The organism is Mesorhizobium sp. B2-3-5 (assembly GCF_006442395.1).
Taxonomy (GTDB): domain Bacteria; phylum Pseudomonadota; class Alphaproteobacteria; order Rhizobiales; family Rhizobiaceae; genus Mesorhizobium.
This window is the reverse complement of the sequence record NZ_VFVX01000052.1, coordinates 1-25,838: the sequence shown is the minus strand read 5'-3', so window position 1 is coordinate 25,838 and position 25,838 is coordinate 1. Positions and strand designations below refer to the sequence as shown.

The window sequence follows — 25,838 nt, the reverse complement described above, 5'->3', positions numbered from 1 at the left end:
CAGCGTCGCCGCGAGGGCCGCATGCGACTTGTCGCTGCTCTCAAGCGTGCCGCCGGCCGCAACCTTGTATCCCGGCGGGAGCTTCGCGCCGAACGCGGCGATTTGCGGCGCGAGCTGCTTGTTCACGGTTGCGGCCTCGATCGCATCGTTGAGGGTGGCCTGCACCGTGATCGTGGGCAGCCGGTCGCGCCGCCAGACGGTCGGCTGGTCGAGCCCGTAGACGATGTCGGCAAATGAAGCCAGCGGCACAGCCACGCCGCTCGCGGTCGGCACCTGCAGGTTCTGGATCGTCTCGATGGAATCGCGCTGATCGCGTTCGCCGCGGGCGACGACATCGACGAGATAGATGTTGTCTCGAACTTGCGTGATCGTGGTGCCGGCAATGACGCTGTTGAGTACCTGCGCGACGCTCTGCGAGGTCACGCCCAATTGCCGCGCCTTGTCCTGCAGGACATCGATTTCGACCGACTTGCCGGGCTCGTTCCAGTCGAAATTGATGTTGCCGATATGCGGATTGGTATCCACTACGCCGGCGAGGTCCAGCGCGTAGGCGCGGACGGCCTGAATGTCGGGACCGCTCACCCGATACTGAATGGGGCGGCCGACCGGCGGGCCCATGTCGAGAACGTGCACGAGGACGTCGATATCGGAGAACTTGTCGGCAACGAGCTTGTCGAGCATTGCCTTCACGCGCGCCCGCGCATCGAGGTCCTTGGGCACGATGACGATCTGGCCGAAATAGGGGTTGGATAGCTGGGCGTCGAGCGGCAGGTAGAACCGCACCGCACCTTCGCCGACATACGAGCTCCAGCGCACGATGTCGGCATCACCTTTCAGGCTCGCCTCGAACGCGTCCATCCGCTGCTTGGTCTGCTGAATGTTGGAGTTCTCGGGCAATGTCATGTCGACCAGGATTTCCGGTCGGTCGGAGGCCGGGAAGAACTGCTGCTGCACCGAACCAAGGCCGATGATCGCCGCCACGAACAGGGCCAAGGTGCTGCCGATAGTCGTCCAGCGATAGCGCAGTGACAGTCTCAGGCTGGCGGCGAACCATCTGGCAAGACGCTGCGGTTTTTCGGATGCGGGCTTCACGGCCTTGGGCAGGATCTGCACGCCAATCAGGGGTGCGAACAGGACCGCCACCACCCAGGAACTGAGCAGCGCGACAAAAATCACCCAGAACAGCGACGCGACATACTCGCCCGCGGTGCTGGTATTGAGGATGATGGGGCTGAAGCCGGCGATGGTGACCAAAGTGCCGGTGAGCATCGGAAAGGCGGTCGAGGTATAGGCGAAAGTGGCCGCCTTTCTGAGGGTATCACCCGCCTCCAGCCGGGAAACCATCATCTCCACTGTGATCATGGCGTCGTCGACCAGGAGGCCCAGCGCAATGATAAGGGCACCCAGCGAGATACGCTGCAGCGAGATGCTGTCCGCATGCATGAAGATGAAAACCACGGCGAGCACGATCGGAATCGACAAGGCCACGACAAATCCCGCCCGCAGCCCCAGGCTGACGAAGCTGACCAGGAGGACGATGACCACAGCCTCGAACAGGGCGCTGGTGAAGCCGCCGACCGCCTGCTTGACCACGGCAGGCTGGTCGGACACCAGATGGATCCCTACCCCGATCGGCAGCCGGCCCTCGATCTCGGCCATCTTGGCCTTGAGTGTCTTGCCGAAATGAAGAAGATTGCCATTCGGCGTCATCGAAATGCCCAACCCTAGCGCCGGATGACCGTCGAATCGAAACAGCGGATCGGGCGGGTCCTTGTAGTCGCGGGTGATCCTCGCGACATCGGCAAGGTGGAAGAAGTTGTTGCCCTGCTTCAGGTTCACCCGCTCCAGATCGTCTTCGGACTTGAACTGGCCGCCGACGCGTAGCTGCACCTGTTCGGCTCCCGCACTGATCACACCGGCCGGCGTCACCGCGTTCTGGGCCTGCAGTTGGTCTATCACCTGCTGCCCGCTGATGCCGAGCGTCCCGAGTTTTTGGGCCGAGAAATTGATGGTGATGACCTCGTCCTGCGTGCCAATCAGGTCGGCCTTGCCGATGTTGGGAATGGTCAGGATGTCGGTACGCACCTGTTCGACGTAGTCGCGCAGCTGCCGATAGCTGAGCCCATCGGCGGTAAAGGCGTAGCTATTGCCGTAGACGGTGCCGAATTCGTCGTTGAAATAGGGCCCCTGAATGCCTTGCGGGAACTGGTTGAGGATGTCGTTGATCTTCTTGCGGACCTGATACCAGGAATCGCTTACGGTGCGGCCGCGCGCTGCTTCCTTCAGATTGACGAATACGGTGCTCTCGCCCGGGGTCGTCTGGCTTCGTGTATAGTCGAGGGTGTCGAGGCTCTGCAGCGCCTTCTCGATGCGGTCGGTCACCTGGTTGGTGGTGTCGCTGAGCGAGGCGCCCGGCCAGTAGGCTTGTATCACCATCGTCTTGATCGTGAAGCTCGGGTCCTCTTCACGTCCGAGCCGCTCGTAGGAAAAGATGCCGGCGACCACGGCCAGCGCCATCAGAAACCAGACGTAGGAACGGTGCTCGAGTGCCCATTCGGAAAGATTAAAGCGCATTGGGGCCCTCACTGCCGAGTTCTACCAGCTGACCTTCATCAAGACTGTGGACGCCGACAATCACCACGCGGTCGCCGTCACGAAGCCCGCTGGTGACGGCGACCGACCTATCGGTTGTTGCGCCCAGCCCTACGACCCTCAAGGAAACCTTCAGCGACTTCGGATCCACCGTCCAGACGAGCATCCTGCCGTCCCGCTTCAATATGGCGCTCGTGGGCAAGAGATATTCAGACGGCACGCTCCGTTCGTGGGAAACGTCGACGGTTGCACCAAGCCGGAATGCCTGCGGCGGATCGGTCAGCGAAAGCCTCACCGTCTGCGTGCGCGTGGACGCGTTGATGAGCGGCGAAACCTCGCGCACGATGCCCGTGGTCTTCTCGTCCGGCACCCCGACGACCGTGACACCCCAGGGCGTGCCGGGCACTGCCAGTGAGGCAAGTGCTTCGGGCAATTCAAGCACCGCCTCGCGCACGTCCGGTCGCGCCACGGTGACAACCGACTGGCCGGCGCTCACGACCTGTCCGACTTCGGCATCGGTCGACGTGACCACACCGTCGAACGTGGCCTTTATCGCGGTGAACGTCAGTTCGTTCTCGGATTTCGCAAGGTTCGCCTGCGCCTGGTTCAATTGCGCCTGTGCGGTTTTTCGCGCGCTGATGGCGCTGTCGAGTTGGGCCTGCGGCGCGGCGGCGGTCTGCAAGAGCGCCTTAGCGCGCTCTTCGACAAGGGCAAGATTGTGGTACGTCGCCTGCGCGGCCGCCACATCGGCCTGTGCCGAGGCCAGTTGGGCCTCGTCGGTCTTGGCGTCCAGCGAAGCCAGCAATTGCCCCTTGGTGACCAGGTCGCCCACATGCACGGAACGGCTGATGATCCGCCCCGAGGTTTGGAAGCTCAAGGTGGTCTTGTAGCGCGCTTCAATATCCCCGGCATAGGGGCCGACCAACTCATCGGTTACCGGATGCACGACCATCGAAAGCACCGGACGGATCACCGGCGCGGCGGCCTTGTCGGTCCGATCGTCGCATCCGGCCAGCGCGAGAATTGCAAGCGTTCCGACGCTCAGCAACCGGAGAGTTGCGGTCATTGTGACACCTCCGCCTTGGGACTGACCTTCTCGTTTGGCCACAGCAGTTGCACGCCCTTCGCCACGACGGTCGCGCCGTCCTTCAGTCCGGAGGCAATGATGACGATCTTGTCGAGGTAGCGGCCAATCACGACCGGCTGCAGCGACACCGTGCCAGAAGCTGTATCGACCATCCAGACCGCCGGGCCGTCGCGGTCGCGGAACAGCGCGCTCCAGGGCAGGGCAAAGCCGTGCTGCGGCGGAAGCGGTATGGATCCGGTGGCCGACGCCCCCAGCGGCATGAATGGCGAGCCAGGATCCAATCCAACTTTGATGCGCACCGTTCCGGACGAGGGATCGATGGTCGGCGAAATCTCGCGTACATGTCCCGTTGCCACGACAGTGGAGTTTGCCAGAAGCTCGACCTTGACCGGCACGTCCCGTGGCACGCCCTCGAGAGACCGCTCATATGCCTGGAACACTGCGTCGCGCGGACCATCCTCGGCGACCGTGAATACCGGCTGGGCGGCCTGAACCACCTGGCCCGCATCGACGGAGCGGCCGACGATGACGCCGTCGGCGGTTGCCGGCAGCTGCGCATAGCTGAGGACTTCCTCGGCGGAAGCGGCGAGGGCCCCCGCGCCGATAAGGCCACTCTTTGCGGTGTCGAGCGATGCTTGGGCCGCATCCAGTGTCGCACGCGTCGCGTTTCCGTCGGCATACAAGGCCTTCTGCCGGTTGAAGTTTGCCTGCGCCTCGGTCAGCTGCGCCTGGGCAGAGCTGACGGAGGCTGCGGCGAGATCGGCGCTGGCCTGCAGCGCGTGGGTGTCCAGACTCGCAAGGACCTGACCCTTCCTGACACGGTCCCCGACATCGACCAGGATATCTGTGACCTGACCGCCTGCGCGAAACGAGAGATCGTGCTGGTTGCGGGCGGCGATCGAACCGGAGATCGACGCCGTCATCGGAATGTCCTGCGCTCTGACCTGCATGACGTAGACCGGCCTGGCAGGCGGTTCGGCCGCTTCGACCGAGACCGTGAAGCCGGCAACGATCAAGGCAGTCGCCGCCGCGACGGCAGCGGCAAAGGCGCGGCGATCGGAGACTGTCAGTCCCATGTTGTGAAGCAATCCCATGTCCCGTATCCCGAAATGGACGACCCTGAAGGCGGAGGTATTTACCTCCGCCTTCTCGCGACGGACGCTATTTGCCGGCAATGCAGTCAGCGGCCGCTTTCGCATTCGAGCGCGCCGTGGACATCGCGATGGTGCTCGAAAGAACCAGTTCGCGCGTCTTGTCGGTGACGATCTGCTTCAGGGTCGACGGAGTGGGCGCCTCCTTCACGACCGCTCCATAGATCAGCTTTGCATCGGGACTGAGACTTGCGGCACAGGCGTTCGAGGCGGCGTTGGCGGCCCAGGCGGGAGTCGCCAGGGAAGCGACGAGGCTCATGATCAATGCACGAGAGATTTTCATAGTTGTTACCTTTTTTGCTGGTTGGTAGTGCCGGCGTAAGCTGCCGTTGCTTCCGAATACTCGGATTTTGTCTTCGGCCGCCTGCTACATCGGAGCAGAGTACGATGTTCGATGCTCAATGGAGCGAGATGGAGCCGCGGCGCAGCCAGACTCCGCCATAGGGGGCCCGGTTGACTGCAGCGCCTCTGCATGTTCCATCGGCGCAAAATCCTGCCGCAGCACGTCCTGGGCCGGCAACCGCCCCGCCGCAAGCTCCGTCGACGCAGCCCGTAACCGCTCTGCCGTATGGAGCCGGGCCGTACGGGCCCGCGTAGGCGGTCCACTGCCCATACCAGGCACGACCGGCGTAGTAGCTGTCCCAGTAGGCCCTGTTGAAGCTAACGACGGTGAGCCCGACCACCGGTGCGACCGCGGGAGTCACAACAACGGCGTTGCCGCCATAGGATACGCTTACGTAGCTGGCCGCGATCCAGCCGCGGTCGCGGCCCCGGCTCACGTCGCACCATGTCACGTTTGCCGTGCATCCGTAGACCGTTAGCCCCGCGCGCGCCGGAAGCGTGACGACAACCGGATATTTCGTGCCCGGACCCGCGCGCATATTTACCTGCCCGACAACAACGCCCGACATCGCTGCAGCCGCCGCCGTCGGGCCTATCGCGATCAGGCAAGTCGTCAGACCGGCAACGACTGCCGCCGCGACGGTTTTAGAGTGCCTCTTCATTTCAGTTCTCCTTTGCGTCCCAGACGCATGAATGTTGTCCGGGCAGCGCGGCTGCCTGCCTCGCGTGAGGGTTCTTGTCGCCAGTCCTGGCCATGCTGCACACCACCCTTCTGCTACGTTCGACTTGTGATCATCCGCATTCCAACTCTGCCGGGTGGGTTCACGCTCGCTAGTCAACACATGTTGACCACGAAGTCAACAGCTGTTGACGAGCAATTTGCGCGTAGCTATGCTGGGGAAAATTTTTAAAGGGAGGCGATGACAGTGAACGCAAATGGCACTCAGGCTGGCGAAACGACGCGCGAACGCATCCTGCGGGCGGCTGTCAGGAAATTTTCGACCCAGTCGTACCAGGCGACCGGCCTGCGCGAGATCGCTGCCGATGCCGGCGTCGACGTGGCGTGGGTGCATCGCAGTTTCGGATCGAAGGAGCGGTTGTTTGTCGAAAGCGTGAAGTCGACCCTCGATCGGCAAATCAGGGTCGCGACCGGGGATCGCAGTCCGGTCGATGCAATGATCGAAGACGTCCTGCGGCCACGCGAGGAGGGCGAGGTCAAGCCCGTGGATATTATAATTCGGTCAGTTTCGAGCCCCGAAGTCTCAAGGGTCCTGAAGGAGCTTGCGACGACGGGGTTCGTAAGGCCTCTTGCGGAAATGTCGCCCCATCGATCCGAACTGCGCGCTGCTCTCGTCCTGGCCCTCCTGGCGGGAGTGGGCATTATGAGAAATGTAATTGGGATCACCGCACTCTTGGAAGCAGAGACGGCCGAAATCTCGAGCCTGATCGGCCGCGCAATAGGGGCGATAGACGGGACCAGTGCAGAAGGTTGAGGCACTCTGCGACCGCCATCAGGCCGATGCTTCAATCAATCGGTCGGATGTTGATGATGTGCCAGGGCGTTAACGCCGGCCGCGGACTGTCGGCGAACATTGTGTCAGGTGCAGCAACTGCGCAGGCGCATCAACGGCCGCTTCGCCATAAAAGCTTTTCCGCGCCATCTGATCTGGTCAAGGGACAAATGCGGCAAGGATTTCCTACTCGAAAGGTCTGGCCTTGATCCTGCTTGAACGCCGTGATCGTCTTCGCCAGGCGATTGCAATGGCCAGCCCGAAGGTTGTGTCGCCCATGTAGCCGATAGCTCCGGTGCGGGCTGCTTCTAGGTCCGTTCCTGGCGACGGGACAAGAACGTCTCGCGGCTCAACGGGGCCGGAGGCGGACTGTCAGGTTTCTGCGAATTCGTTCCAGAACCGGACCGTCAGCTCGCGGCCCCAACGCTGCCTGTCTGGAAGTGCCCCATGCCAGACGTTGCGGTGAGGTTCGCTTCAACCGAAAGCGGACACGTCCATTGGATTGCAGGTACGCTGGCTTACGACCCGTGGCTGGCCTCGGGATTTGTGGTAGGCGCAGGACGCGTTTCACCAACTAGCAGGATTGTTGGCGGCAAAACCAATCCTTCACCCGACTTCGCCTTAGGCTACGTCATCGAGTCCAGGGGGGTGGACCTAGGTTCGCCTTGTCCGAGTTCTGAGGCCATCGGTTAGCTCTTAGCCCTTAAGGGTCAGCTCGGTGGTCACATACCGTCAACCACATTCGCTGCAATGGAGGGCAAAGAGATTTATGCAAATCCATCATAAATCGCATGTTCATATCTCGTTTGCGGCAGCTGTGCTCGCAAGGTTACGCTTCGTCATCAAAACAAGAACGAGGGCATAGAGCCTTCGGGGAACAATGGTCATGGGCGATATCGAAAGCGCCAGGTCGACGGCCTTTGTCGTTGTGCCGCCACGCCAGATCTGGACGAAAATATTTGGCCTTGTCGTCATAGTCCTGCTCGTGCTGCTCGTCAGGGCGTTCTGGGTAGGCGACATCGCCTGGAAATATGTCGGCGACAATATCTTTGCGCCGAGCGTTCTCAAAGGCGTCGTCAACGCGATCATCATGACCTTCTGCGCCATGGCGCTGGGCATCGTGCTGGGCGTGATGGCCGCCATCATGCGCATGTCGGACAACCCGGTGCTCAGGAACGTCTCGATCGGCTATGTCTGGCTGTTCCGCGGCACTCCTGCGCTGCTGCAACTGCTGCTTTGGTTCAACCTCGCGCTCATCTTTCCCACGATTGGGATTCCCGGTCTTTTTTCCCTGAAGACCGTGGATGTCATGACGCCCTTCGTCGCCGCTTTCCTGGGGCTCGGCATCCAGCAGGGCGCCTATACTGCCGAGGTGGTGCGTGCAGGCATCCTCTCCATCGACAAGGGCCAGACCGAAGCCGGCCTTTCGATCGGCATGACGCCGCTGCGGGCCATGCTGCGCATCATCCTGCCGCAAGCCATGCGCGTGATCGTTCCGCCGATCGGCAATGAAACCATCGGCATGGTCAAACTCACCTCGCTGGCCAGCGTCATCCAGTTCTCCGAACTGCTGAGAAGCGTCGAGGACGTCTACTACGTCAACTCCCGTGTCATCGAACTGCTGATCGTGGCCGCGATCTGGTACATGGTGGTCGTCACGGTGCTATCCATCGGCCAGATATTCATCGAGCGCCATTTCTCGAAAGGCTGGGGCGGCCATCGCCCGGGCCAGCCCGCCCAGCAGACCCTGGCAGAGGAGGCAGCGTGATGGACGCCCTGATTACAGCCGTCGGTCTGCAGAAGTATTTCGGCTCCTTCCATGTCCTGCAGGATATCGATTTCGCTATCGCGAAAGGCGAGGTCGTCTGCATCATCGGCCCTTCCGGATCCGGCAAGAGCACCTTCCTGCGTTGCATCAACCAGCTTGAACGAGTCGACGCTGGATATGTCACCGTCGGTGGCGAAATCGTCGGCTACCGCCGCGACGGGAACAAGCTCTATCCGTTGAGCCAACGCGAGATCGCCCGCCAGCGGCAGTCCGTGGGCATGGTATTCCAGCGTTTTCACCTCTTTCCCCACAAGACGGTGCTGCAAAACATCATCGAGGGGCCGATGGGCGTGCAGAAACGCCCCAAGGCCGCTTGCGTCGAGGAAGCCAAGGCCCTGCTCAAGCGCGTTGGGCTTGCCCACAAAGCCGATGCTTACCCGGGCGAATTGTCCGGCGGCCAGCAACAGCGCGTAGCGATCGCCCGTGCGCTCGCCATGAAGCCCAAGGCGATGCTGTTTGACGAGCCGACCTCAGCGCTCGATCCAGAACTGGTCGGCGAGGTGCTGGGCGTGATGAAGGAGCTTGCGGCCTCCGGCACCACGATGATCGTCGTCACGCATGAACTGGGCTTCTGCCGCGAGGTGGCCGACCGTGTGCTGTTCATGGACGCCGGCCGCATCGTCGACTGCGGGACACCCGCCGAGATTCTCGAAAGTCCACGAAATCCCAGAGTGAGGAACTTCATCTCTGCGGTGCTTTGAAAAACAACCTTCAGGAGGAAAAAGCCATGAAATTCCTACGCATTGCCGTTTCGGCAATGGCCCTTGTCGCGGCCGGTGCTGCGCACGCGGACACCAAGCTCAACCTTGTCAACCAGGGTGAACTGCGCGTCCTGACCAACCCGATCTACCCGCCCATGGAATTCGTCAATCCCGATCAGGGCACGCTGGACGGCTTCGACGTCGACCTGATCAACGCCATCGGCAAGAAGCTCAATCTCAACGTGCTTTTCGTCACCTCCGCATTCCAGGAGCTGCAGAGCGGGCTCCAGACCGGGCGCGGCGATATGATCGTCTCCGGCATGAGCGACAACGTGAAGCGCCAGGCCAGCATGGACTTCGTCGACTACCTAACGAGTGGCCCGATCCTCTTCACGATGAAGGGCAACGCCGCCCAATATAAGGAAACGACGGATTTCTGCGGTAAGACCGTCGCCGGCAGCCGTTCGACCTCCTTCGGCGAAAATGTCACCAGCTGGAGCGACGCCAACTGCGTTGCCAAGGGCAAGCCTGCGATCAAGTTCGAGGGAACGGCCGATTCCAACGCCGCCCGTCTCGGCATGAAGCAGGGCCGCTACGATGCCGTGGTGCAAGGCATCGAAACGATCGCTTACCAGATCCGCCTCGAGCCGGACACCTATCAACTCGTCGGCGAACCCCTGCTCAACAATGATACGTTCGGCATGGGCTTCAAGAAGGACAATACCGGCCTTCGCGATGCCGTGGCCGGCGCATTTGACGAACTGATCAAGGACGGCTCCTACGACGCCATGCTCAAGAAGTGGGGCCTGGTGCACAACGCGGTGCCGAAGGCCGTCATCAACGGCGTGAAGTAAGCGCCAAGGCGCGCCTAAACCTCCCCGAAAGTTCGCGATTTTCGACCGGTCATCCGGCCGGAACTGGGAGCTTTGTCCTTGAGCCCCCGCGCCCGGCTTTGCCGGGCGCGGGGGGAATCCCCCAACAGAATGACCACGCCCATGCCACAGCCTCCTCTTTCCATCGGTTCGCTTTGGCCGGCCGGAAGACAATCCGCAGTCGGTCTCGCTTTCGACGTCGACGGGCCGACGGGAGACGCGATGCTCGATGGGTCGCTGCTTTCCAACCCGCGTTATTTCACGCAGGGCGCCTATGGCCCGTGGCGCGCGCTGCCGAGATTGCTCGACCTGCTCGCGGCTTATGACCTCAGGGCCACTTTCTTCATCCCAACCTGGGTCGTGGAGCACTGGACCGACCGGTGCGAGCGCATCGTCGCCGGCGGCCACGAGGTTGGTTATCACGGTCACCGCCACGAGGTATTCATTGACCTCACGGCGGAGCAGCAACTGGACGTGATGGCGCGGTCGCGCCGGATTTTTCGCGAGCGGCTCGGCGTGACGCCTATCGGGTTCAGAACACCATCGGGCGATTGGAGCCAGGAAACGGCGGCGCTTCTCCAGGATTTCGGCGTCATCTACTCGAGTTCCATGCGCGGCGACGACCGCCCCTACTTCCATCCTTCCGATAAGGGTCCCGGGCTCGTTGAAATCCCGGCGCGCTGGGACATCGACGACTACACCGCGCTTGCCTACACCGAGACGCCGGATTTCCCGATCGGGCTTGACCGGATTGCGGATTATCGCGCCGTCGAGCGCAACTGGCGCGCGGAGTTCGAAGGCTATCACCGCGAAGGGCTGTGCTGGACGACGATCCTGCATCCGAAGGTATGCGCCAAGCCGGGGCGTCTTTCCATTCTCCAGGGCCTGTTCGAGGCGATCGCCAGCAAAGGCGACAGCGTCTGGACGGCCCGCCTCGGCGACATCGCCCATTGGTGGATCGAACGCCGGTCCGGGGCCGACAATCGAAAGCTGACGGCATGACCACACCACAGCCGACAATCTGGCCCAAGGGCAAAAGCTGCGCCGTGATGGTCGCGGTGCCGTTCGACGACGGAGCCGACGCGATAGCCGCCGCTCCCGATCTCGCCAACAGGTCGAAGAGCCTGTCGGTCTGGCAATTCGGCGCAACCCGTGGCGTCGAGCGGCTTTGCCGGACATTCGCAACATCGAACGTCAAGGCAAGCTGGTTCCTGAACGCCCAAACAGCGGATCGCCATGGCGACCTGGTGCGTCGGATCGCCGATGCGGGGCACGAGATCGCAAGCAGCGGCCTTGCCTTCGATCGCTACGACGCGCTCACGCCTGCCCGGTCGCTCGACAGCCTCAGGCGATCGAGGGACGCGCTGAACACGCTGGCGGGGAGGGACGCAACCGGGTTCCGCCTGCCGCAGGGCAATTGGCCCCCAGGGTTCGACAGGCTTCTGCTGGAGGCGGGTTATGGTTGGTCGGCCAGCCTCAATGGCGACGACGTGCCCTACACCCATCCGTCCGGTCTTGTGGAAATTCCGGTTCACGTCGAGCTGGAAGACCGGCCCTATTTTCAGTTCAATTTCACGCCCGCCTTTCCGAAGGGTCAGGGCCGGATACCCGACTACGAAGGCGTCCTTCACAACTGGATCGCCGAGTTCGACGCATATCGCCGCTTCGGCCTCTGCTACGTTATCCAGCTTCGACCGGAATGGAGCGGAACACCTGGGCGGATCTCGCTTGTCGAGGACCTGCTGCGTCACATCCTCAGCTTCGACGATGTGTGGCTGGCCACCGGCGGCGAGATAGCGGAGCGCCAGAAGTCGCTTCACTCGACCGTCGCGAACGATCATCCGATCGAGGTCTTCGACACCTATCGCAAGGAGCAGGGCGTCGATGACTGAAACCATGCTCACTGCGCTTGCCGACAAAGTCGCTGCCACGGACTTTTCGGACTTTCCTCAAACCACGGTGCGAAAAGCCAAGCTCCATATTCTGGATACGCTCGGCGTTTCGATCGTGGGCGCGACATCGCTCGAGACGAAGCTCGCGGTCGACGCACTAGGGTTGAAGAGCGACAAAGGAGAGGCGAGCGCCTGGGGACTGCCGCTCAAGACCGACGCCCGCACCGCTGCTTTCCTCAATGGCGTGTCCGCTCATGCCTTCGAGCTGGACGATTCTGGTGGCTGCGATCACTCTGGCGCCGTCGTTGTGCCGGCCGTCATTGCGGCGCTCGAAACGATGGAGGGAGCCGTCGACGGCCGGTTGTTCCTTAAATCCGTGTTGCTAGGCTATGAGGTGGGACGCCGCGTCCTGGAGGCCGCCGGCGGCTATGAGATCCACAACGGCAAAGGCTGGCATTCAACCGGCACCTGCGGGACCTTCGGCGCCGCGGCGGCCGTGGCGACACTGTTGGGATTGGATCGAGACGGCATAGCCTCGGCGCTAGGCTGCGCGTTCTCCTATTCGGGCGGGACCTGGGCCTTCATCCATGATGGCGGCCCCGCCAAAAAGCTGCACGCCGGCCGTGCCGCGGAGGGCGGCTACGTTTCGGCCCGGCTCGCTCGGTCCGGTTTTCACGGGCCGCTTTTGGCTTTCGACGATGTTTGGGGCGGATTTTTCGGAACCTTTGGCGACGGGCGGGCGGCGCCGGAAGAGCTCAGTCGCGATTTCGGCCAGAACTGGCGGCTCAACCGCTGCTCAATCAAGCCGCACGCGACGTGCCGCGGCACGCATTCAGCCATCGACGCCATCGATTTGATGCTCGGGGACAACGGGCTGGCGAGTTCGGATGTCGCTTCGGTCTCCGTCGAGATGAGTGGCTTCCAGTTCGGCATGTGCGGCCACAAGACGGTGACCTCGCGGGCGCAAGCACAGATGAGCCTGCCTTATGCCGTTGCGGCCCGGCTGCATCACGGCAAGGTCTCGTTGGCCGAGCTCGAGGAGAAAGCCTGGCGTGATCCAGCGATCGGCAAATGGCTGGACCGTGTGACGGTTCGGGTCGACCAGGCGATGCGCGACGAGGAAGAGCCGTCCGTGGATATCCGTACCCGTGATGGGAGGGCGTTTTCGGCCAAGGTCGAAGATCCCCTCGGCGGACCGCTCAATCCGCTGAGCGACGAGCGCATCATCGCCAAATACACCGATCTCGCTGGCATCGTGCTGCCGGAAGCCCGCGTTGCCGCGCTTCGCGATGTGATCCTCGACATCGACGCTGTCGACGATGTCCGCACCTTCACCGATCTGCTCCAACCGTGAGATGACAATGTCCGAACCTTCGAACGCAACGTGGTCGCCCCTGTTCAAGGAGGCCATCTCGACCGACTTTCGCGACTTTCACGAATGCCTCGACCAGGACAAGCGCATCGCCATCTATGACGTCGCCGCCTCCAAGGTTCATGCCCGGATGCTTGCCCGCGCAGGCGTCCTGACGCCCGCGGACCACGATGCCATCCAGGCCGGTCTCGACACGATCGCCGGTGAAATTGGATCCGGCGCCTTTGCGTGGAGGAAGGAGCTCGAGGACGTCCACATGAACGTCGAAAGCCGCCTGACGGCGTTGGTCGGCGACGCCGGCAAGAAGCTCCACACCGCCCGCTCGCGCAACGACCAGGTCGCGACGGATATCCGCCTTTATGCACGGGCCGAACTCGAAGCGCTCGGCTTCGAGTTGAAGGCGCTCATCCTCGCCTTCGTCGATCTCGCGGAAACCCATGCGGCTACGATCATGCCGGGCTTCACCCACCTTCAGATCGCCCAGCCGGTTACGTTCGGCCATCACTTGATGGCCTATGCGGAGATGTTCATTCGCGATCTCGAGCGCGTCGGCCAGGCGCGCGAGCGCCTCAATGTGTCACCGCTGGGCGCCGCGGCGCTCGCGGGAACAGGCTTTCCCATCGACCCTGATTTCAGTGCGCAGGAACTCGGTTTTTCGCGCGCCTTCCGCAATTCGCTCGACGCCGTTTCCGACCGCGATTACGTGGTCGATATCTGCGCGGCCGGCGCCGTCATCATGGGCCACCTGTCGCGCTTCGCCGAGGAAGTCATCCTGTGGTGTACGCCAATGGTCGATTTCATCGAGGTCGGCGATCAGTTCTGCACCGGCTCCTCTATCATGCCGCAGAAGCGCAATCCCGATCTCGCCGAGCTTGTCCGCGGCAAGGCCGCGCGTGTGATCGGTAACCTGACGACGTCCGTGGCGCTGATGAAGTCGCAGCCTCTCGCCTTCAACAAGGACCAGCAGGAGTCCAAGCCGCCGCTGACCGACACGTTGGAGAATGTGCGTGGCGCGGTTACCGTCACGACCCAGATGCTGCCGACGATCAAGGTCAAGGCCGACAACATGCGCATGGCGGCCGAAAAAGGCTATTCGACGGCGACGGACCTGGCAGATTACCTGGTGCGCGCCGGCATGCCCTTCCGGGATGCCCACCATGCGGTGGCCGCTATCGTCGGCGCCGCGCGGGACAACGGCTACGAGACACTCTCAGAAATGCCTCTCGCGGCCATGCGGGCTTTCGCACCGGTGATCTCCGACGATGTGGCGGATGTCTTGACGACGGAAGGCTCCGTCGCCAGCCGCAACCATCGCGGTGGTACGGCGCCCGAGCAGGTGCGGCGCGCCGCAGCTGAGCTGCGCGCGCTCCTCGGCTGACGTGAAACGCTGTTTACCTCCGCGACGGCGCCTGTTTAATGGACGGCACCCTCGCGGAGGATCATTTGAAACCGACATTCCAGCAGAACCGGCTGCCGCCATTGCAGACGCTGCAGACCTTCTCTGTCGTAGCGGAGACAGGAAGCTTTACCCGGGCTGCGTCGGAGCTCAATCTCAGCCAAAGCGCCATCAGCCGCCAGATTCAGCAGCTGGAGCACTATTTCGGCTGCAGCCTCTTCCAGCGTCATACGCGCAAGGTGGTCCTGACCGAGCAGGGCGACGCGATCGTTCCCATCGTCAATGGATTGCTCATCTCGCTCCGCAATTCCTTCGAGGCGACCAGGACAAAGGGACGGTCCCTAACCGTGCGGATGCCGCCCACATTCGCCCGGCGCTGGCTTCTTCCCCGGCTGACCGACCTTCATGGTTGCCACCCGGACCTCAACATCACGATCGACACCGCCTGGTTTGCCAGGCCGAACTTCGGGCCCGGAGACATCGATCTTCTGATCCTCTATGGCAACGGCCATTGGCCGGGGATGAAGGTCGAACTGCTCCTGCCCGAAAAGCTTACGCCGATGTGCGCCCCTTCATTCGCCGGCATGCTTGGCAATCCGGCACGCTTGGAAAATCTGGCTAACTGCGTGCTGCTGCACTCCAACGCTCGCCAGAGCGACTGGACGCTCTGGCTTCAGGCTGAAAGCGCCTATGACCTGACCGCGGCGCGCAACCAGATATTCGACACCCAGGATTTTGCGATGACAGCCGCGGCAAGCGGCTACGGCGTGACCATGGGAGATATGCATTTAGCGCGGCAGGATCTGGAAAGTGGCGCGCTTGTCACGCCCTTTTCGCGCGTCATCGAAAGCGGCTATGGCTACTACGCCATCTGTCCGGCAAGGGCGGATGCCATAGCGCTCGTATCCGATCTGCTCGATTGGCTGGTGAAGGACCGTCCAGCGTAAATGTCGTTGGAGATTTGAGCCGTCAGCCAGCAATTGTGCCAAATCCGACGGCGCTCGGACACGTTTCCGATCATGGAATTTGAACGTCCGTAATCCTTATTGTGAAGCTGGAAAGTTGCCAATCCGCTTCCGGCCCCATTGCGGCCATTGGTATGGAGCCAGCAATCAATCTCGCTCGTTGTTTTCGGGTTCGCCCGACCTCACACCCTCTGCAACTAACATACCCGTTATCTGGCAGTAGATTACGCAGCAATTCGCCAAGGTCGATTCAAGGAGTTCGTCCAGCCACTCGCCAACCGCATTTATCTTCTACGGTGGAGGTTGCCCTGCGCCAGGACAGGCGTCTGCGCCTGACTCGCGCATTGAATGGATGCTCGCCACCTAAAACTGGCAGTATCCAACATCCCTCACTCCGCTGCCTGAACCTTGTCTTGCCCCGATTATGGCGCGGATCTCAGCACGGCAGGAGCCGCAATTGGTTCCGGCTTTCAGTACCTGTCCTATGGCTTCGACCGTCGAACAGCCCGCCTCCAACTCCGCCGCGATCTGGTTAGTACCGATGCCGAAGCAGGAGCAAACGATCGCGCCGATGTCCGCTTTTTCAGCGCCCGCGCGACCGGCGACGATCCTGAAGCGCTGACGCTGGCCGGCTAGCGCGGCGTCAAGCTGTTCGGCTGCCCAGCCGCGCGAAACCGCGACCGGGCGTGGCGCGACGAACAGCGCGCCGAGAAGGCGCTCGTCGGCGAAGGCGGCGACGCGGTGTTGGCCGGCATCGCAATCATGATAGGCGAGCAGTTCGGCATCAGGCGACGTTCCGAATAATGTAGTAGCAAACGCGGTCCAGTCGGCGCCACCATCGGCAAAGGCAAGTTCCATTCGCCAGCCGCCCTTGCATCGAGCGACGGCCCAGTAGTCGGCGGCAATGGTCTCGGGCCGTTGCCGCGTCACGGCAAAGCCGAAGGCGCCGGTGACGAATTTCTCGACGCGCACCGCGACATGCTTCAGCGCCGGCTGGCCAGATACCGGATCGGTGAGGGGCGCGGCCAGCGCGCCGAGCCTGCCTTGGGCCGCGAATTGGTCAGTCCAGTGCATCGGCGCGAAGACGCAGCCGCGACGCTGGCGGCTGGTGATGAGCGCACGCACAAGCACCTTACCGTGCGGGCTCGAAACGCGCACGATATCGGCGTCGCCGATGCCATGCTGGCGCGCGTCGGCGGGATGGATTTCCAGGAACGGCTCGGCATTGTGCTGGGACAGACGCGGGCTTTTGCCCGTCCTCGTCATTGTATGCCAATGGTCGCGGATGCGGCCGGTGTTGAGGACAAGCGGGTAGTCGGGCGTGGTGCGGGTTTCGGTCGAGGGGCGGATAGGGATGAAGCGGGCCTTGCCTCCTGGGGTGTAGAAGCTGCCGTCGGCGAAGAAGCGGATGGGCTGGAGCTCTGTTGAAGCGCTTTCCCGCCGAAGTCCGGCTTGAACACCCCCCTTTGGCCTGCCGGCCATCTCCCCCTCAAGGAAGGAGATTGGCGGTTTCGTCGCCGGTCCTTCTCCTATAACGCCGGAGATTGGCGAAGGCCGATGTGACATCCGAGTTCCCCCCAAGGGGAGATGGCCGGCAGGCCAGAGGGGGGTGCCTTGGCTCGGCGCTGGCCATTGGAACGGCGCTAACCTTTGATAGTCCTCAGGATCGATGCCGCCATAGGCGCCGATATCGAAATCTCGGGCGCCGTCATTCTCGAACCCCGACAGCGCGGCGTGCTCGGCAAAAATCTCCGCCGGAGAGCCATGGGCGAACGCTTCGCCGAAACCCATTCGCCGCGCCACTTCAGCGACGATCCACCAGTCCGGCCTTGCCTCGCCAGGCGTCACTAGGAACGGCCGCTGGCGTGATATGCGGCGTTCGGAGTTGGTGACGGTGCCCTCCTTTTCGCCCCAGGCCGTGGCCGGCAGCCGGACATGGGCATGGCGGACCGTGTCGGTGCTGGCGAGCACTTCCGACGCCACCACGAAGGGGCAGGCCCTGATGGCGGCTTCCACCATGTCGGCATCCGGCATGGAATCGACCGGATTGGTGGCCATGATCCACAGCGCCTTGATGCGCCCTTCGGCCACCGCGCGAAACATGTCCACTGCTTTCAAGCCGGGTTTGTCGGCAATGGCCGGCGCGTTCCAGAAGCGCCGCACGCGGTCGCGATGCGCTGGCTCTTCGATCTCCATATGCGCGGCGAGCATATTGGCCAGGCCGCCGACCTCGCGCCCGCCCATGGCGTTGGGCTGGCCCGTGACCGAGAACGGCCCTGTCCCAGGCTTGCCGATCCGGCCGGTGGCGAGATGGCAGTTGATGATAGCGTTGACCTTGTCGGTGCCTTGCGACGACTGGTTCACGCCCTGGCTGTAGACGGTGACCGTCTTGTCCGTCGCTGCGAACAGTTCGTAGAGCCCGAGAAGCTCGTGTTCGCCGAGGCCTGTGGCGGCGGCGATGCCGGCAAGATCGAGCGCGCCCGCCGCCGTCAGGGCCTCCTCGAAGCCACAGGTATGCCCGGCGATGTAGTCGCGATCAAACGCGCTGTTCGCGCCGAGATAGGCCAGAAGGCCGCAAAACAATGCCGCGTCGCCATCGGGCGCGATCGCCAGATGCAGATCGGCTATATCGGCCGTCATGGTGCGGCGTGGGTCGACCAGTACGATCTTCATCTGTGGCCGCAGCTCGCGTGCCGCAGCAATGCGCTGGTAGAGCACGGGATGGCACCAGGCCAGATTGGAGCCGACCAGAACGATGAGGTCGGCCAGTTCCAGGTCCTCGTAGCAGCCCGGCACCGTGTCGGAACCGAAGGCACGGCGGTGGCCGGCCACCGAGGACGCCATGCAGAGTCGCGAATTGGTGTCGATATTGGCCGAGCCGATAAACCCCTTCATCAGCTTGTTGGCGACGTAGTAATCCTCGGTCAGCAGTTGGCCCGACACATAGAAGGCGACCGCGTCGGGACCGTGTTCGGCAATGGTGCGCGCGAAAGTCGAGGCGACAAGGTCGAGCGCCTCGTCCCAGCCGGCGCGACGGCCGCCGATTTGCGGATGCAGCAACCGGCCATCGAGACCTATGGTTTCGGTCAGAGCGGAGCCCTTGGAGCAAAGCCGGCCGAAATTCGCTGGATGGGCGGGGTCGCCGCGGACGGACACTTCACCGTCCGCGGCGACCGTCGCCAGCACGCCGCAGCCCACCCCGCAATAGGGGCAGGTGGTCCTCACCTCGCGTGCTTCCTCGATCTCCATGCCTTCAGGCCGCGCGGGTGGACAGCGCTTCGAGCGCCAGAAACAGGCGCTCGCCTTCGCGTTTCACTGGGATGGTGCGCACGGCGCCCTCGTCGACGCCGAGCGCCCAGCCTGTCTCCAGCGAAATCACCCAGTTGTGCAGGGGACAGGTCACCGCCGCGCCGTGGACGATGCCCTGGCTGAGCGGCCCGCCTCTGTGCGGGCAGTGGTCGTCGATGGCGTAGACCTGATCCTCGGCGGTGCGGAAGACGGCGATCTTGCCTTGCGGGGTATCGACGCAGCGCGCGCCGCGGCGCGGGATGTCGGAGAGGGCACCGATCGATATCCAGCTCATCTCCATCACTCCGCCGCCTCGGCAAAGCCGACCGAGGCCATCGGCCGGAACTCATGCTTGTCCTTGCCGGAGACGCGCTCCGACCAGGGATCGACCTGCGCGAACGTCTGGGAAAAGACGAAGCGGTCGAAATAGGCACGACGCTTCTCGCCATCCTCCATGATCTGTCGCTTGACCTCTTCGATGCCGACGCGCTTGGCCCATTTGTAGATGCGTTCGAGATAGCGCGCCTGCTCGCGGTACATCTGCGTCAGCGCCACGATGTGCTCCAGCGCCTCATCCTCGGTCTTGACGAGGCCGAGGACTTCGGTGCCCTTGATGTCGAGGCCGGCCGCGCCGGCGAAATGGATCTCGTAGCCGGAGTCCACACAGATCACGCCGACATCCTTGCACGTCGCCTCGGCGCAGTTCCTCGGGCAGCCCGACACCGCCATCTTGACCTTGGCCGGTGTCCATGAGCCCCACATGAACTTCTCGATGCGGATGCCGAGCCCCGTCGAATCCTGCGTGCCGAAGCGGCACCAGTCGGAGCCGACGCAGGTCTTCACCGTGCGTAGGCCCTTGGCATAGGCATGGCCGGAGACGAAGCCGGCCTGGCCGAGGTCGGCCCAGACCGCCGGCAGGTCCTCCTTGCGGATGCCCAGCATGTCAATGCGCTGGCCGCCGGTCACCTTCACCATCGGGATATCGAACTTGTCGACCACGTCGGCGATGGCGCGCAGCTCGCCGGCGCTGGTCACCCCGCCCCACATGCGAGGGACGACCGAATAGGTGCCGTCCTTCTGGATATTCGCGTGCACGCGCTCGTTGATGAAGCGTGACTGATAGTCGTCGGCATATTCGTCCGGCCAGTCGCAGACGAGGTAGTAATTGAGCGCGGGCCGGCATTTGGCGCAGCCGCAGGAGGTCTTCCACTCCAGCTCCTGCATGACGGCCGGAATGGTCTTCAGCCCCTTGGCCTTGATCAGCCGGCGCACCTCGTCATGGCCAAGCGTGGTGCAGCCGCACATCGGCTGCACGGCGGCTGGGTTGTACTTATCGCCAATGGTCAGCACCATCAGCTTCTCGACCAGCCCGGTGCAGGAGCCGCACGAAGCGGACGCCTTGGTGTGGGCGCGCACGGCGTCGAGGGACGTCAGCCCCGCGCCCCTGATCGCCCCGGTGATCTTGCTCTTACAAACGCCGTTGCAGCCGCAGATTTCCGCATCATCCGGCAAGGCTGCAACGGCCGCCATAGGGTCCAGGGGGGCACCCCCCTGGTATGACTGGCCGAAGATCAGGGTTTCGCGCATCGCCGAAATGTCGGTCTGCTTCTTCTTCAGGTCGTTGAACCAGGCGCCGTCGGCGGTCTCGCCATAGAGCACTGTGCCGATGATGCGGTCGTCCTTCAGGACAAGGCGCTTGTAGACGCCGGCGGCCGCATCACGCAGCACGATCTCCTGCCGGTCCTCGCCGTCAGCGAAGTCGCCCAGCGAGAACAGGTCGATGCCGGTGACTTTCAACTTGGTCGGCGTGTCGGAATGGACGAAGGCAGCAGCCTCGTCGCCGGCCAATTGGGCGGCCGCGACACGCGCCATCTCGTAGAGCGGCGCCACCAGTCCGTAGACCATGCCCCCCACCTCGGCGCATTCGCCGAGCGCGTAGATGTCGGGGTCGTTGCTGCGCATGCCGGCATCGACGACGATGCCGCGATTGACGGCAATGCCTGCCTCCTTGGCCAGCGCCGCGTTCGGCCGGATGCCCACCGCCATCACCACCAGCGTCGCCGGGATGACGGTGCCGTCGGCGAGTTCCACCTGCTCGACCTTGCCGTTGCCAGTGATGGCCTGGGTGTTGGCCTTGGTGATGACCTTGATGCCGCGCTCTTCCACAGCGCGCTGCAGCAGGTAGCCGGCGGCCGGATCGAGCTGGCGCTCCATTAGCGTCGGCATGACGTGCAGAACGGTTACGTCCATGCCTTGCGCGTTGAGGCCGGCCGCGGCCTCAAGCCCGAGTAAGCCGCCGCCGATGACCACGGCCCTGGCGCGCGACTGGGCGGCGAGCATCATCGCCCGGACGTCGTCGAGATCGCGGTAGGTCAGCACGCCCGGCAGGTTGTTACCAGGCACGGGGATGATGAACGGCACCGAGCCGGTGGCGATGACCAGCTTGTCGTAAGATTCGGTCACGCCATGGTCCGACGTGACCGTCTTCGCCGCCCGGTCGATGGCGACGATCCTGTGACCCTTGTAGAGCGTGATGCCGTGCTTGATGTACCAGCCGTCGCCATGGATGATGATTTCCTCATAGGCTTTTTCGCCGGAAAGAACCGGCGACAGCATGATGCGGTCGTAGTTCACGCGCGGCTCGGCATTGAAGATGGTGACCTGGTAGCGGTCCGGCGCCTTCTCCAGGAGATGCTCCAGCATGCGCCCGGGGGCCATGCCGTTGCCGATGATGACGAGTTTCTCGCTCATGATGGTGATCCGCTCCGCTGTCACTCTGCCGCGTAGGAAAGGTTTGATGCGTTGGCGGCCGCCTCGCGCTCAATCCGCCGGATGCTGAAATGCATCCAGGCAAAGCAGCCGACAACGATCAGGAAGAGCAGCATGAAGCAGCTCGACCAGACGCCGGTGAGGTCGTTCAGCGCGCCAAACGCGATCGGCAGGATGAAGCCCCCAAGCCCCCCGATCATGCCGACTACCCCGCCGACCGCGCCGACGCTCTGCGGATAGCAGGCGGGGATGTGCTTGTAGACAGCGGCCTTGCCGAGGCTCATGAAGAAGCCGAGCACGCTAGCGACGACGATGAAGGCGGGCGGGCCGATCTCGAAATGGAAGGCGATCGGCCCGCTGATGCCGCGCACGACGTAGTCTGCCGAGGGGAGGGACAGGACGAGAGTCGCGACGGCACAGACGGTGAAGGTCCAGTAGAGCACGGTACGAGCGCCAATGCGGTCGGAAAGCACGCCGCCATAGGCGCGGAAGATGCTCGCGGGGATCGAATAGGCGGCGCCGACCATGCCGGCGGTGGAGATGCCGAAACCGTAGACGCCGATCAGGTAGCGCGGCAGCCACAGCGACAGCGCGACGAACGCGCCGAAAGAGAAGAAATAGTAGAAGGCGAAGCGCCAGACCTGCAGGTTCTTGAGCGGCGCGAATTCCTGCGAGAAGCTCCTCGCAGGTGCTGTTTTGCCGGCACGGCGCTCACGAATGACCGGATCATCGCTGGTGGTGAACCAGAAGATGGCAGCCATGACGACGAGTGCCGCCGCCCAGATCAGCGCGACCGACTGCCAGCCCCAGGAGAGAAGCACGAACGGCGCCAGGAATTTGGTGACCGCGGCTCCGACATTGCCGGCACCGAAGATGCCGAGCGCCGTCCCCTGTTTGTCGGCGGGGAAGAAGCGCGAGACATAGGACACGCCGACGGCAAAGGAACCGCCGGCGAGCCCGACGCCAAGCGCGGCGATCAGCATCTGCCCATAGGTGTGCGCAAAAGCGAGCAGGAAGGTCGCGACCGCCGCTGCAAGCATGGTCGCGGTGTAGACCAGTCGTCCGCCGTAGCGGTCGGTCCAGACGCCGAGCACCATGCGCACGAGAGAGCCGGTGAGGATCGGCGTGCCGACGAGCAGGCCGAATTCCGTCTCGTTTAGCCCGAGCTCCTGCTTTATGCGCACGCCAATGATCGAAAAGATCGTCCACACCGCGAAGCAGACGGTGAACGCTATGGTGGACATCACGAGCGCCTGCCGGGGAGCACTGTCCTGGCTGGGCGCGGCTGCGAGATTTTTTGCGGTCATCTTGGGCTCCGTTTGCGGCGTGGGAGGCGCGGCGTCCGTTTGTTGATCATGGTCACGACGTGTCCTTCGGTCAGTTCGACGAGACCGGTGCGGTCGTCTCGGGGGCCTTGCCTTCGGGCGTGGCATCCGGGGGAAGCAAAAGGAGCGCGGCGGTGAACAGCGCCGCCGTCAGCGCGCTGCCGACGAGAAAGTCGCGACGCGTGAGGTCCTTGAGGCACGCGCCAGTTCCGATTCGTTTCGCCATCGTCGTCCCCGCTTGGATATGCCGGCGCCTTGCATTGCGTCCGGCCAAAACAAAAAAGCCGCCGTCCAGGTCTCTCGCGTCCGTACATCCGGGATCGCGTCTAGACCTGAGCGGCAGCTTTGCCTTCGGCGCCCGCCATTGGACGCCTGTTCCATTGCCCGAGAAGGGCTCGATTATCTCAAAGCAGGAACCGTGCCAGTTTTGGCATGAGAACGAATTTCAAGTGAAATCAATACGATCGTCGCTCGCATCGCCAGCGTGACCGGCTAGCCACGGGGTCAAACATTGGTCAGCGGCGTGGACAAGTCGCATATTTTTTGTGCAGCGCACAACGTTGGCGGAAATGATCAGAGGTGCGATACGGCTGACTTCTGGCCTGCGATGTAGCCGTCGATCTCGTCCGGATCGAAGGTCTGGCCGTCGAAGAATCCATCCGGTCCGAGCACCAGGCTCGCCCCCGCCGAACCCACCGGCGTCGCCACCTTCAGCGCGCCCTCGACCTTGGCGTTGGCGCCGGGAAGCGCGACACCCAGCGGTTTCAGCGCCGCGCGATAGAGGTCGGGCCGGTAGCAGTCGCGGGCGATGGCGAGATTCCGGGCCGTGTGCGCGATATCGCCCCAGCGCACCATCTGCGTATAGAACCACAGCGCATGGCTCTTCCAGGGAAAGTTCGCGGCCTTGTCGAATGGCACGAAGAAATCCTCGATCGTCCGTTCCACGCCCCCGCCCAATTTAAGCCGGCCAGTGAGGATCGGCATCTGCACCGAAGCCGGCAGCCCGAGGAAGCGGGATCCTGCCATCAGCTCCGCCAGTTCGTTGTGGTTTTCCCGGTTCTGGCACCAGCGTGCGGAATGATGGAGCGCCCGCAGCAGCGCCGCCAACGCGTCCGGGTTTGCTTCCGCCCAGGCCTTGCGCGCGCCGATCACCTTTTCGGGGCTGTTGCGCCAAAGCAGCGCCTTGACCGTGACCATGTGGCCCGTTTCGGCAGCGACGGCGGCGCTGTTCCAGGGCTCGCCGACGCAATAGCCGTCGATGCGGCCGGCGGCCAGCGCATCGGCCATGAAAGGGGGTGGCACGATTATGATCTCGATCTCGCGGGACGGATCGATGCCACAGGCGGCAAGCCAGTAGCGCAATTCGTAATTGTGCCCGGAATGGGGATGGACGACGGCGAAGCGCAGCGGCTCGCAGGCAGATGTCGCCCGCTCGCGAATGAGCGAGCCAAGCGCGGCCCCGGTGCGGGCGGGGTCGAGGTCGGGCACCGCGCCATGCGCTGCCATTCGGTTCCACACGGCGTTGGAGACAGTGATGCAGTTGCCGCCGAGACCGAGCGAAAACGGCACGATCGTATCTGAGGCGATCGGCGTGAGGCCGAGGCTGCAGGCCAACGGCATCGGCCCTAGCATGTGGGCGACGTCGAAATGGCCGATGGCGATCCGGTCGCGGATGTTGGCCCAGGAGGTCTCGCGCTGCAGCTTGAGTTCGATGCCCTCGCGGGCTGCAAAACCCATCTCCCGGGCGGCGACCAGGACGGCGCTGTCGAAGAGTGGCATGAAGCCGGCGGAGATTTCATGTTTGGAGTTCATCGTCACTCGCCCTTCGGCGGCGCAAGCAGCCCGGCGGCGGTCACCAGGCTCTGCGCGATGTCGCTGATCTTGCGGTTCTGGTTCATCGCCGTCTTGCGCAGCAGCGTGTAGGCGGCGTCCTCGGAGAGGCCGCGCGACTTCATCAAGATGCCCTTGGCGCGGTCGATCAGCTTGCGGTTCTCCAGTTCGCTGCGCGCCTCTTCAAGCTCGCGCGCCATGCGCGAAAAGGCGTTGAAGCGGCTCACGGCCATGTCGAGGATCGGCTTGACGCGCTCTTGCCTAAGTCCGTCGACGACATAGGCCGATACTCCGGCCTCGACCGCCGCCTCGATCGAGGCTTGGTCGGAGCGGTCGACGAACATGGCGATTGGCCGCTTCACCACGCGCGAGAGCTGGAACATGTTTTCCAGCATGTCGCGGTTGGGGTTTTCGAGGTCGATGACGATGACGTCCGGCTCGATCTCGGCAATACGGCGCGCAATCCCGGTGACGTCATGGATGACGGTCACCCGCTCATGCCCGGCCGCCCGCAGCCCGGCCTCGATGATCGAGGCACGGATGCGGTTTTCGTCGATCACCAGAACGGCGAGGGAGGCGTGGAACATGCCTCAATATGTCGAAGCCATGGCATTGTGCAATGCGCATGGCGGAATGGCTGACTTGGCAACGCCTTTGAATCTATCACGTTGACCCAGTCTCCAGTTGGCGCGACCTGACGAACAGGGATTGCAGGTACCACGAACGCCAGAGCCGGCTTTCCAGCTTAATCATCCGAAGATCGCGCCCCACAGAGTGGTGTAGCTGGCGGCATTGGTCGCCGCGCTCTCCGGCATGGGCCGGGCTGATCAGCGCGCCACGGCGGGCAGGCTGGTGAGGGGATCATCGCTCAATTGGCCGACGCTTTCCAGAGTCATGTAGCGGGCGCGCTGCACTGC

The 25,838-nt window shown here is 63.2% G+C and carries 20 protein-coding genes; 9 read left to right on the top strand and 11 right to left on the bottom strand.

Annotation, left to right across the window (positions count from 1 at the left end):
* The 4 genes from FJ958_RS29640 to FJ958_RS29625 all read right to left on the bottom strand — a co-directional run.
* Nucleotides 1-2,574, bottom strand: a 2,574-nt coding sequence (locus FJ958_RS29640) for an efflux RND transporter permease subunit (RefSeq protein ID WP_140749106.1), incomplete at its 3' end; no start/stop codon positions are given.
* Nucleotides 2,564-3,640, bottom strand: coding sequence for an efflux RND transporter periplasmic adaptor subunit (locus FJ958_RS29635; RefSeq protein WP_181176571.1), 1,077 nt, complete (start codon nt 3,638-3,640; stop codon nt 2,564-2,566). The genes FJ958_RS29640 and FJ958_RS29635, both read right to left, overlap by 11 nt.
* A 14-nt stretch (nt 3,641-3,654) precedes the next feature.
* Nucleotides 3,655-4,773 (bottom strand): efflux RND transporter periplasmic adaptor subunit, encoded by a 1,119-nt coding sequence (locus FJ958_RS29630; RefSeq protein WP_181176570.1) that lies wholly within the window; start codon nt 4,771-4,773, stop codon nt 3,655-3,657.
* A 67-nt stretch (nt 4,774-4,840) separates the two neighbouring features.
* The gene (locus FJ958_RS29625) at nt 4,841-5,113 is read right to left on the bottom strand and encodes a hypothetical protein (RefSeq protein WP_140749097.1); all 273 of its coding nucleotides are present in this window, start codon (nt 5,111-5,113) and stop codon (nt 4,841-4,843) included.
* A 979-nt stretch (nt 5,114-6,092) separates the two neighbouring features.
* On the opposite strand from FJ958_RS29625, the gene FJ958_RS29615 reads away from it, so the two are divergent.
* The 9 genes from FJ958_RS29615 (at nt 6,093) to FJ958_RS29570 (ending at nt 15,691) form a co-directional block, all read left to right on the top strand.
* Nucleotides 6,093-6,665, top strand: coding sequence for a TetR family transcriptional regulator (locus tag FJ958_RS29615; RefSeq protein WP_140749091.1), 573 nt, complete (start codon nt 6,093-6,095; stop codon nt 6,663-6,665).
* 904 nt (nt 6,666-7,569) lie between these two features.
* The gene (locus tag FJ958_RS29605; protein ID WP_140749088.1) at nt 7,570-8,451 is read left to right on the top strand and encodes an amino acid ABC transporter permease; all 882 of its coding nucleotides are present in this window, start codon (nt 7,570-7,572) and stop codon (nt 8,449-8,451) included.
* On the top strand, nt 8,451-9,212 hold the full coding sequence (locus FJ958_RS29600; RefSeq protein ID WP_140749085.1) for an amino acid ABC transporter ATP-binding protein: 762 nt from the start codon (nt 8,451-8,453) through the stop codon (nt 9,210-9,212). The genes FJ958_RS29605 and FJ958_RS29600 overlap by 1 nt, the downstream gene beginning before the upstream one ends.
* A 26-nt stretch (nt 9,213-9,238) precedes the next feature.
* Complete coding sequence (locus FJ958_RS29595; protein WP_140749082.1) at nt 9,239-10,066, top strand: ABC transporter substrate-binding protein; 828 nt, start codon at nt 9,239-9,241, stop codon at nt 10,064-10,066.
* A 240-nt stretch (nt 10,067-10,306) separates the two neighbouring features.
* Nucleotides 10,307-11,086 (top strand): polysaccharide deacetylase, encoded by a 780-nt coding sequence (locus FJ958_RS29590; RefSeq protein ID WP_246679834.1) that lies wholly within the window; start codon nt 10,307-10,309, stop codon nt 11,084-11,086.
* Nucleotides 11,083-11,976, top strand: coding sequence for a polysaccharide deacetylase family protein (locus FJ958_RS29585; RefSeq protein ID WP_140749076.1), 894 nt, complete (start codon nt 11,083-11,085; stop codon nt 11,974-11,976). Before FJ958_RS29590 ends, FJ958_RS29585 begins: the two co-directional genes overlap by 4 nt.
* Nucleotides 11,969-13,330 (top strand): MmgE/PrpD family protein, encoded by a 1,362-nt coding sequence (locus FJ958_RS29580; protein WP_140749073.1) that lies wholly within the window; start codon nt 11,969-11,971, stop codon nt 13,328-13,330. Before FJ958_RS29585 ends, FJ958_RS29580 begins: the two co-directional genes overlap by 8 nt.
* Before the next feature lie 7 nt (nt 13,331-13,337).
* On the top strand, nt 13,338-14,726 hold the full coding sequence (argH, locus tag FJ958_RS29575; protein ID WP_140749070.1) for an argininosuccinate lyase: 1,389 nt from the start codon (nt 13,338-13,340) through the stop codon (nt 14,724-14,726).
* A gap of 65 nt (nt 14,727-14,791) precedes the next feature.
* On the top strand, nt 14,792-15,691 hold the full coding sequence (locus tag FJ958_RS29570) for a LysR substrate-binding domain-containing protein (protein ID WP_246679832.1): 900 nt from the start codon (nt 14,792-14,794) through the stop codon (nt 15,689-15,691).
* Between the two features lie 381 nt (nt 15,692-16,072).
* Here the strand turns inward: FJ958_RS29570 and FJ958_RS29565 are convergent, their stop codons facing one another.
* The 7 genes from FJ958_RS29565 to FJ958_RS29535 all read right to left on the bottom strand — a co-directional run bounded on the left by FJ958_RS29565 (nt 16,073) and on the right by FJ958_RS29535 (nt 25,508).
* A complete protein-coding gene (locus FJ958_RS29565; protein ID WP_140749064.1) occupies nt 16,073-18,958 on the bottom strand; it encodes a nitrate reductase in 2,886 nt (961 codons plus the stop codon).
* A gap of 4 nt (nt 18,959-18,962) precedes the next feature.
* Nucleotides 18,963-19,298 (bottom strand): nitrite reductase small subunit NirD, encoded by a 336-nt coding sequence (nirD, locus tag FJ958_RS29560; RefSeq protein ID WP_181176569.1) that lies wholly within the window; start codon nt 19,296-19,298, stop codon nt 18,963-18,965.
* Complete coding sequence (gene nirB / locus FJ958_RS29555; RefSeq protein ID WP_140749058.1) at nt 19,298-21,748, bottom strand: nitrite reductase large subunit NirB; 2,451 nt, start codon at nt 21,746-21,748, stop codon at nt 19,298-19,300. Before nirB ends, nirD begins: the two co-directional genes overlap by 1 nt.
* A gap of 20 nt (nt 21,749-21,768) precedes the next feature.
* Nucleotides 21,769-23,073: a nitrate/nitrite transporter gene (locus FJ958_RS29550; RefSeq protein ID WP_140749055.1), complete on the bottom strand. Its 1,305-nt coding sequence runs from the start codon at nt 23,071-23,073 to the stop codon at nt 21,769-21,771.
* 70 nt (nt 23,074-23,143) lie between these two features.
* On the bottom strand, nt 23,144-23,317 hold the full coding sequence (locus FJ958_RS29545; protein ID WP_140749052.1) for a twin-arginine translocation signal domain-containing protein: 174 nt from the start codon (nt 23,315-23,317) through the stop codon (nt 23,144-23,146).
* A gap of 347 nt (nt 23,318-23,664) precedes the next feature.
* Complete coding sequence (locus FJ958_RS29540; RefSeq protein WP_181176568.1) at nt 23,665-24,903, bottom strand: CmpA/NrtA family ABC transporter substrate-binding protein; 1,239 nt, start codon at nt 24,901-24,903, stop codon at nt 23,665-23,667.
* Between the two features lie 2 nt (nt 24,904-24,905).
* Nucleotides 24,906-25,508 (bottom strand): ANTAR domain-containing response regulator, encoded by a 603-nt coding sequence (locus tag FJ958_RS29535; protein WP_140749046.1) that lies wholly within the window; start codon nt 25,506-25,508, stop codon nt 24,906-24,908.
* Nucleotides 25,509-25,838: the final 330 nt, after the last annotated feature.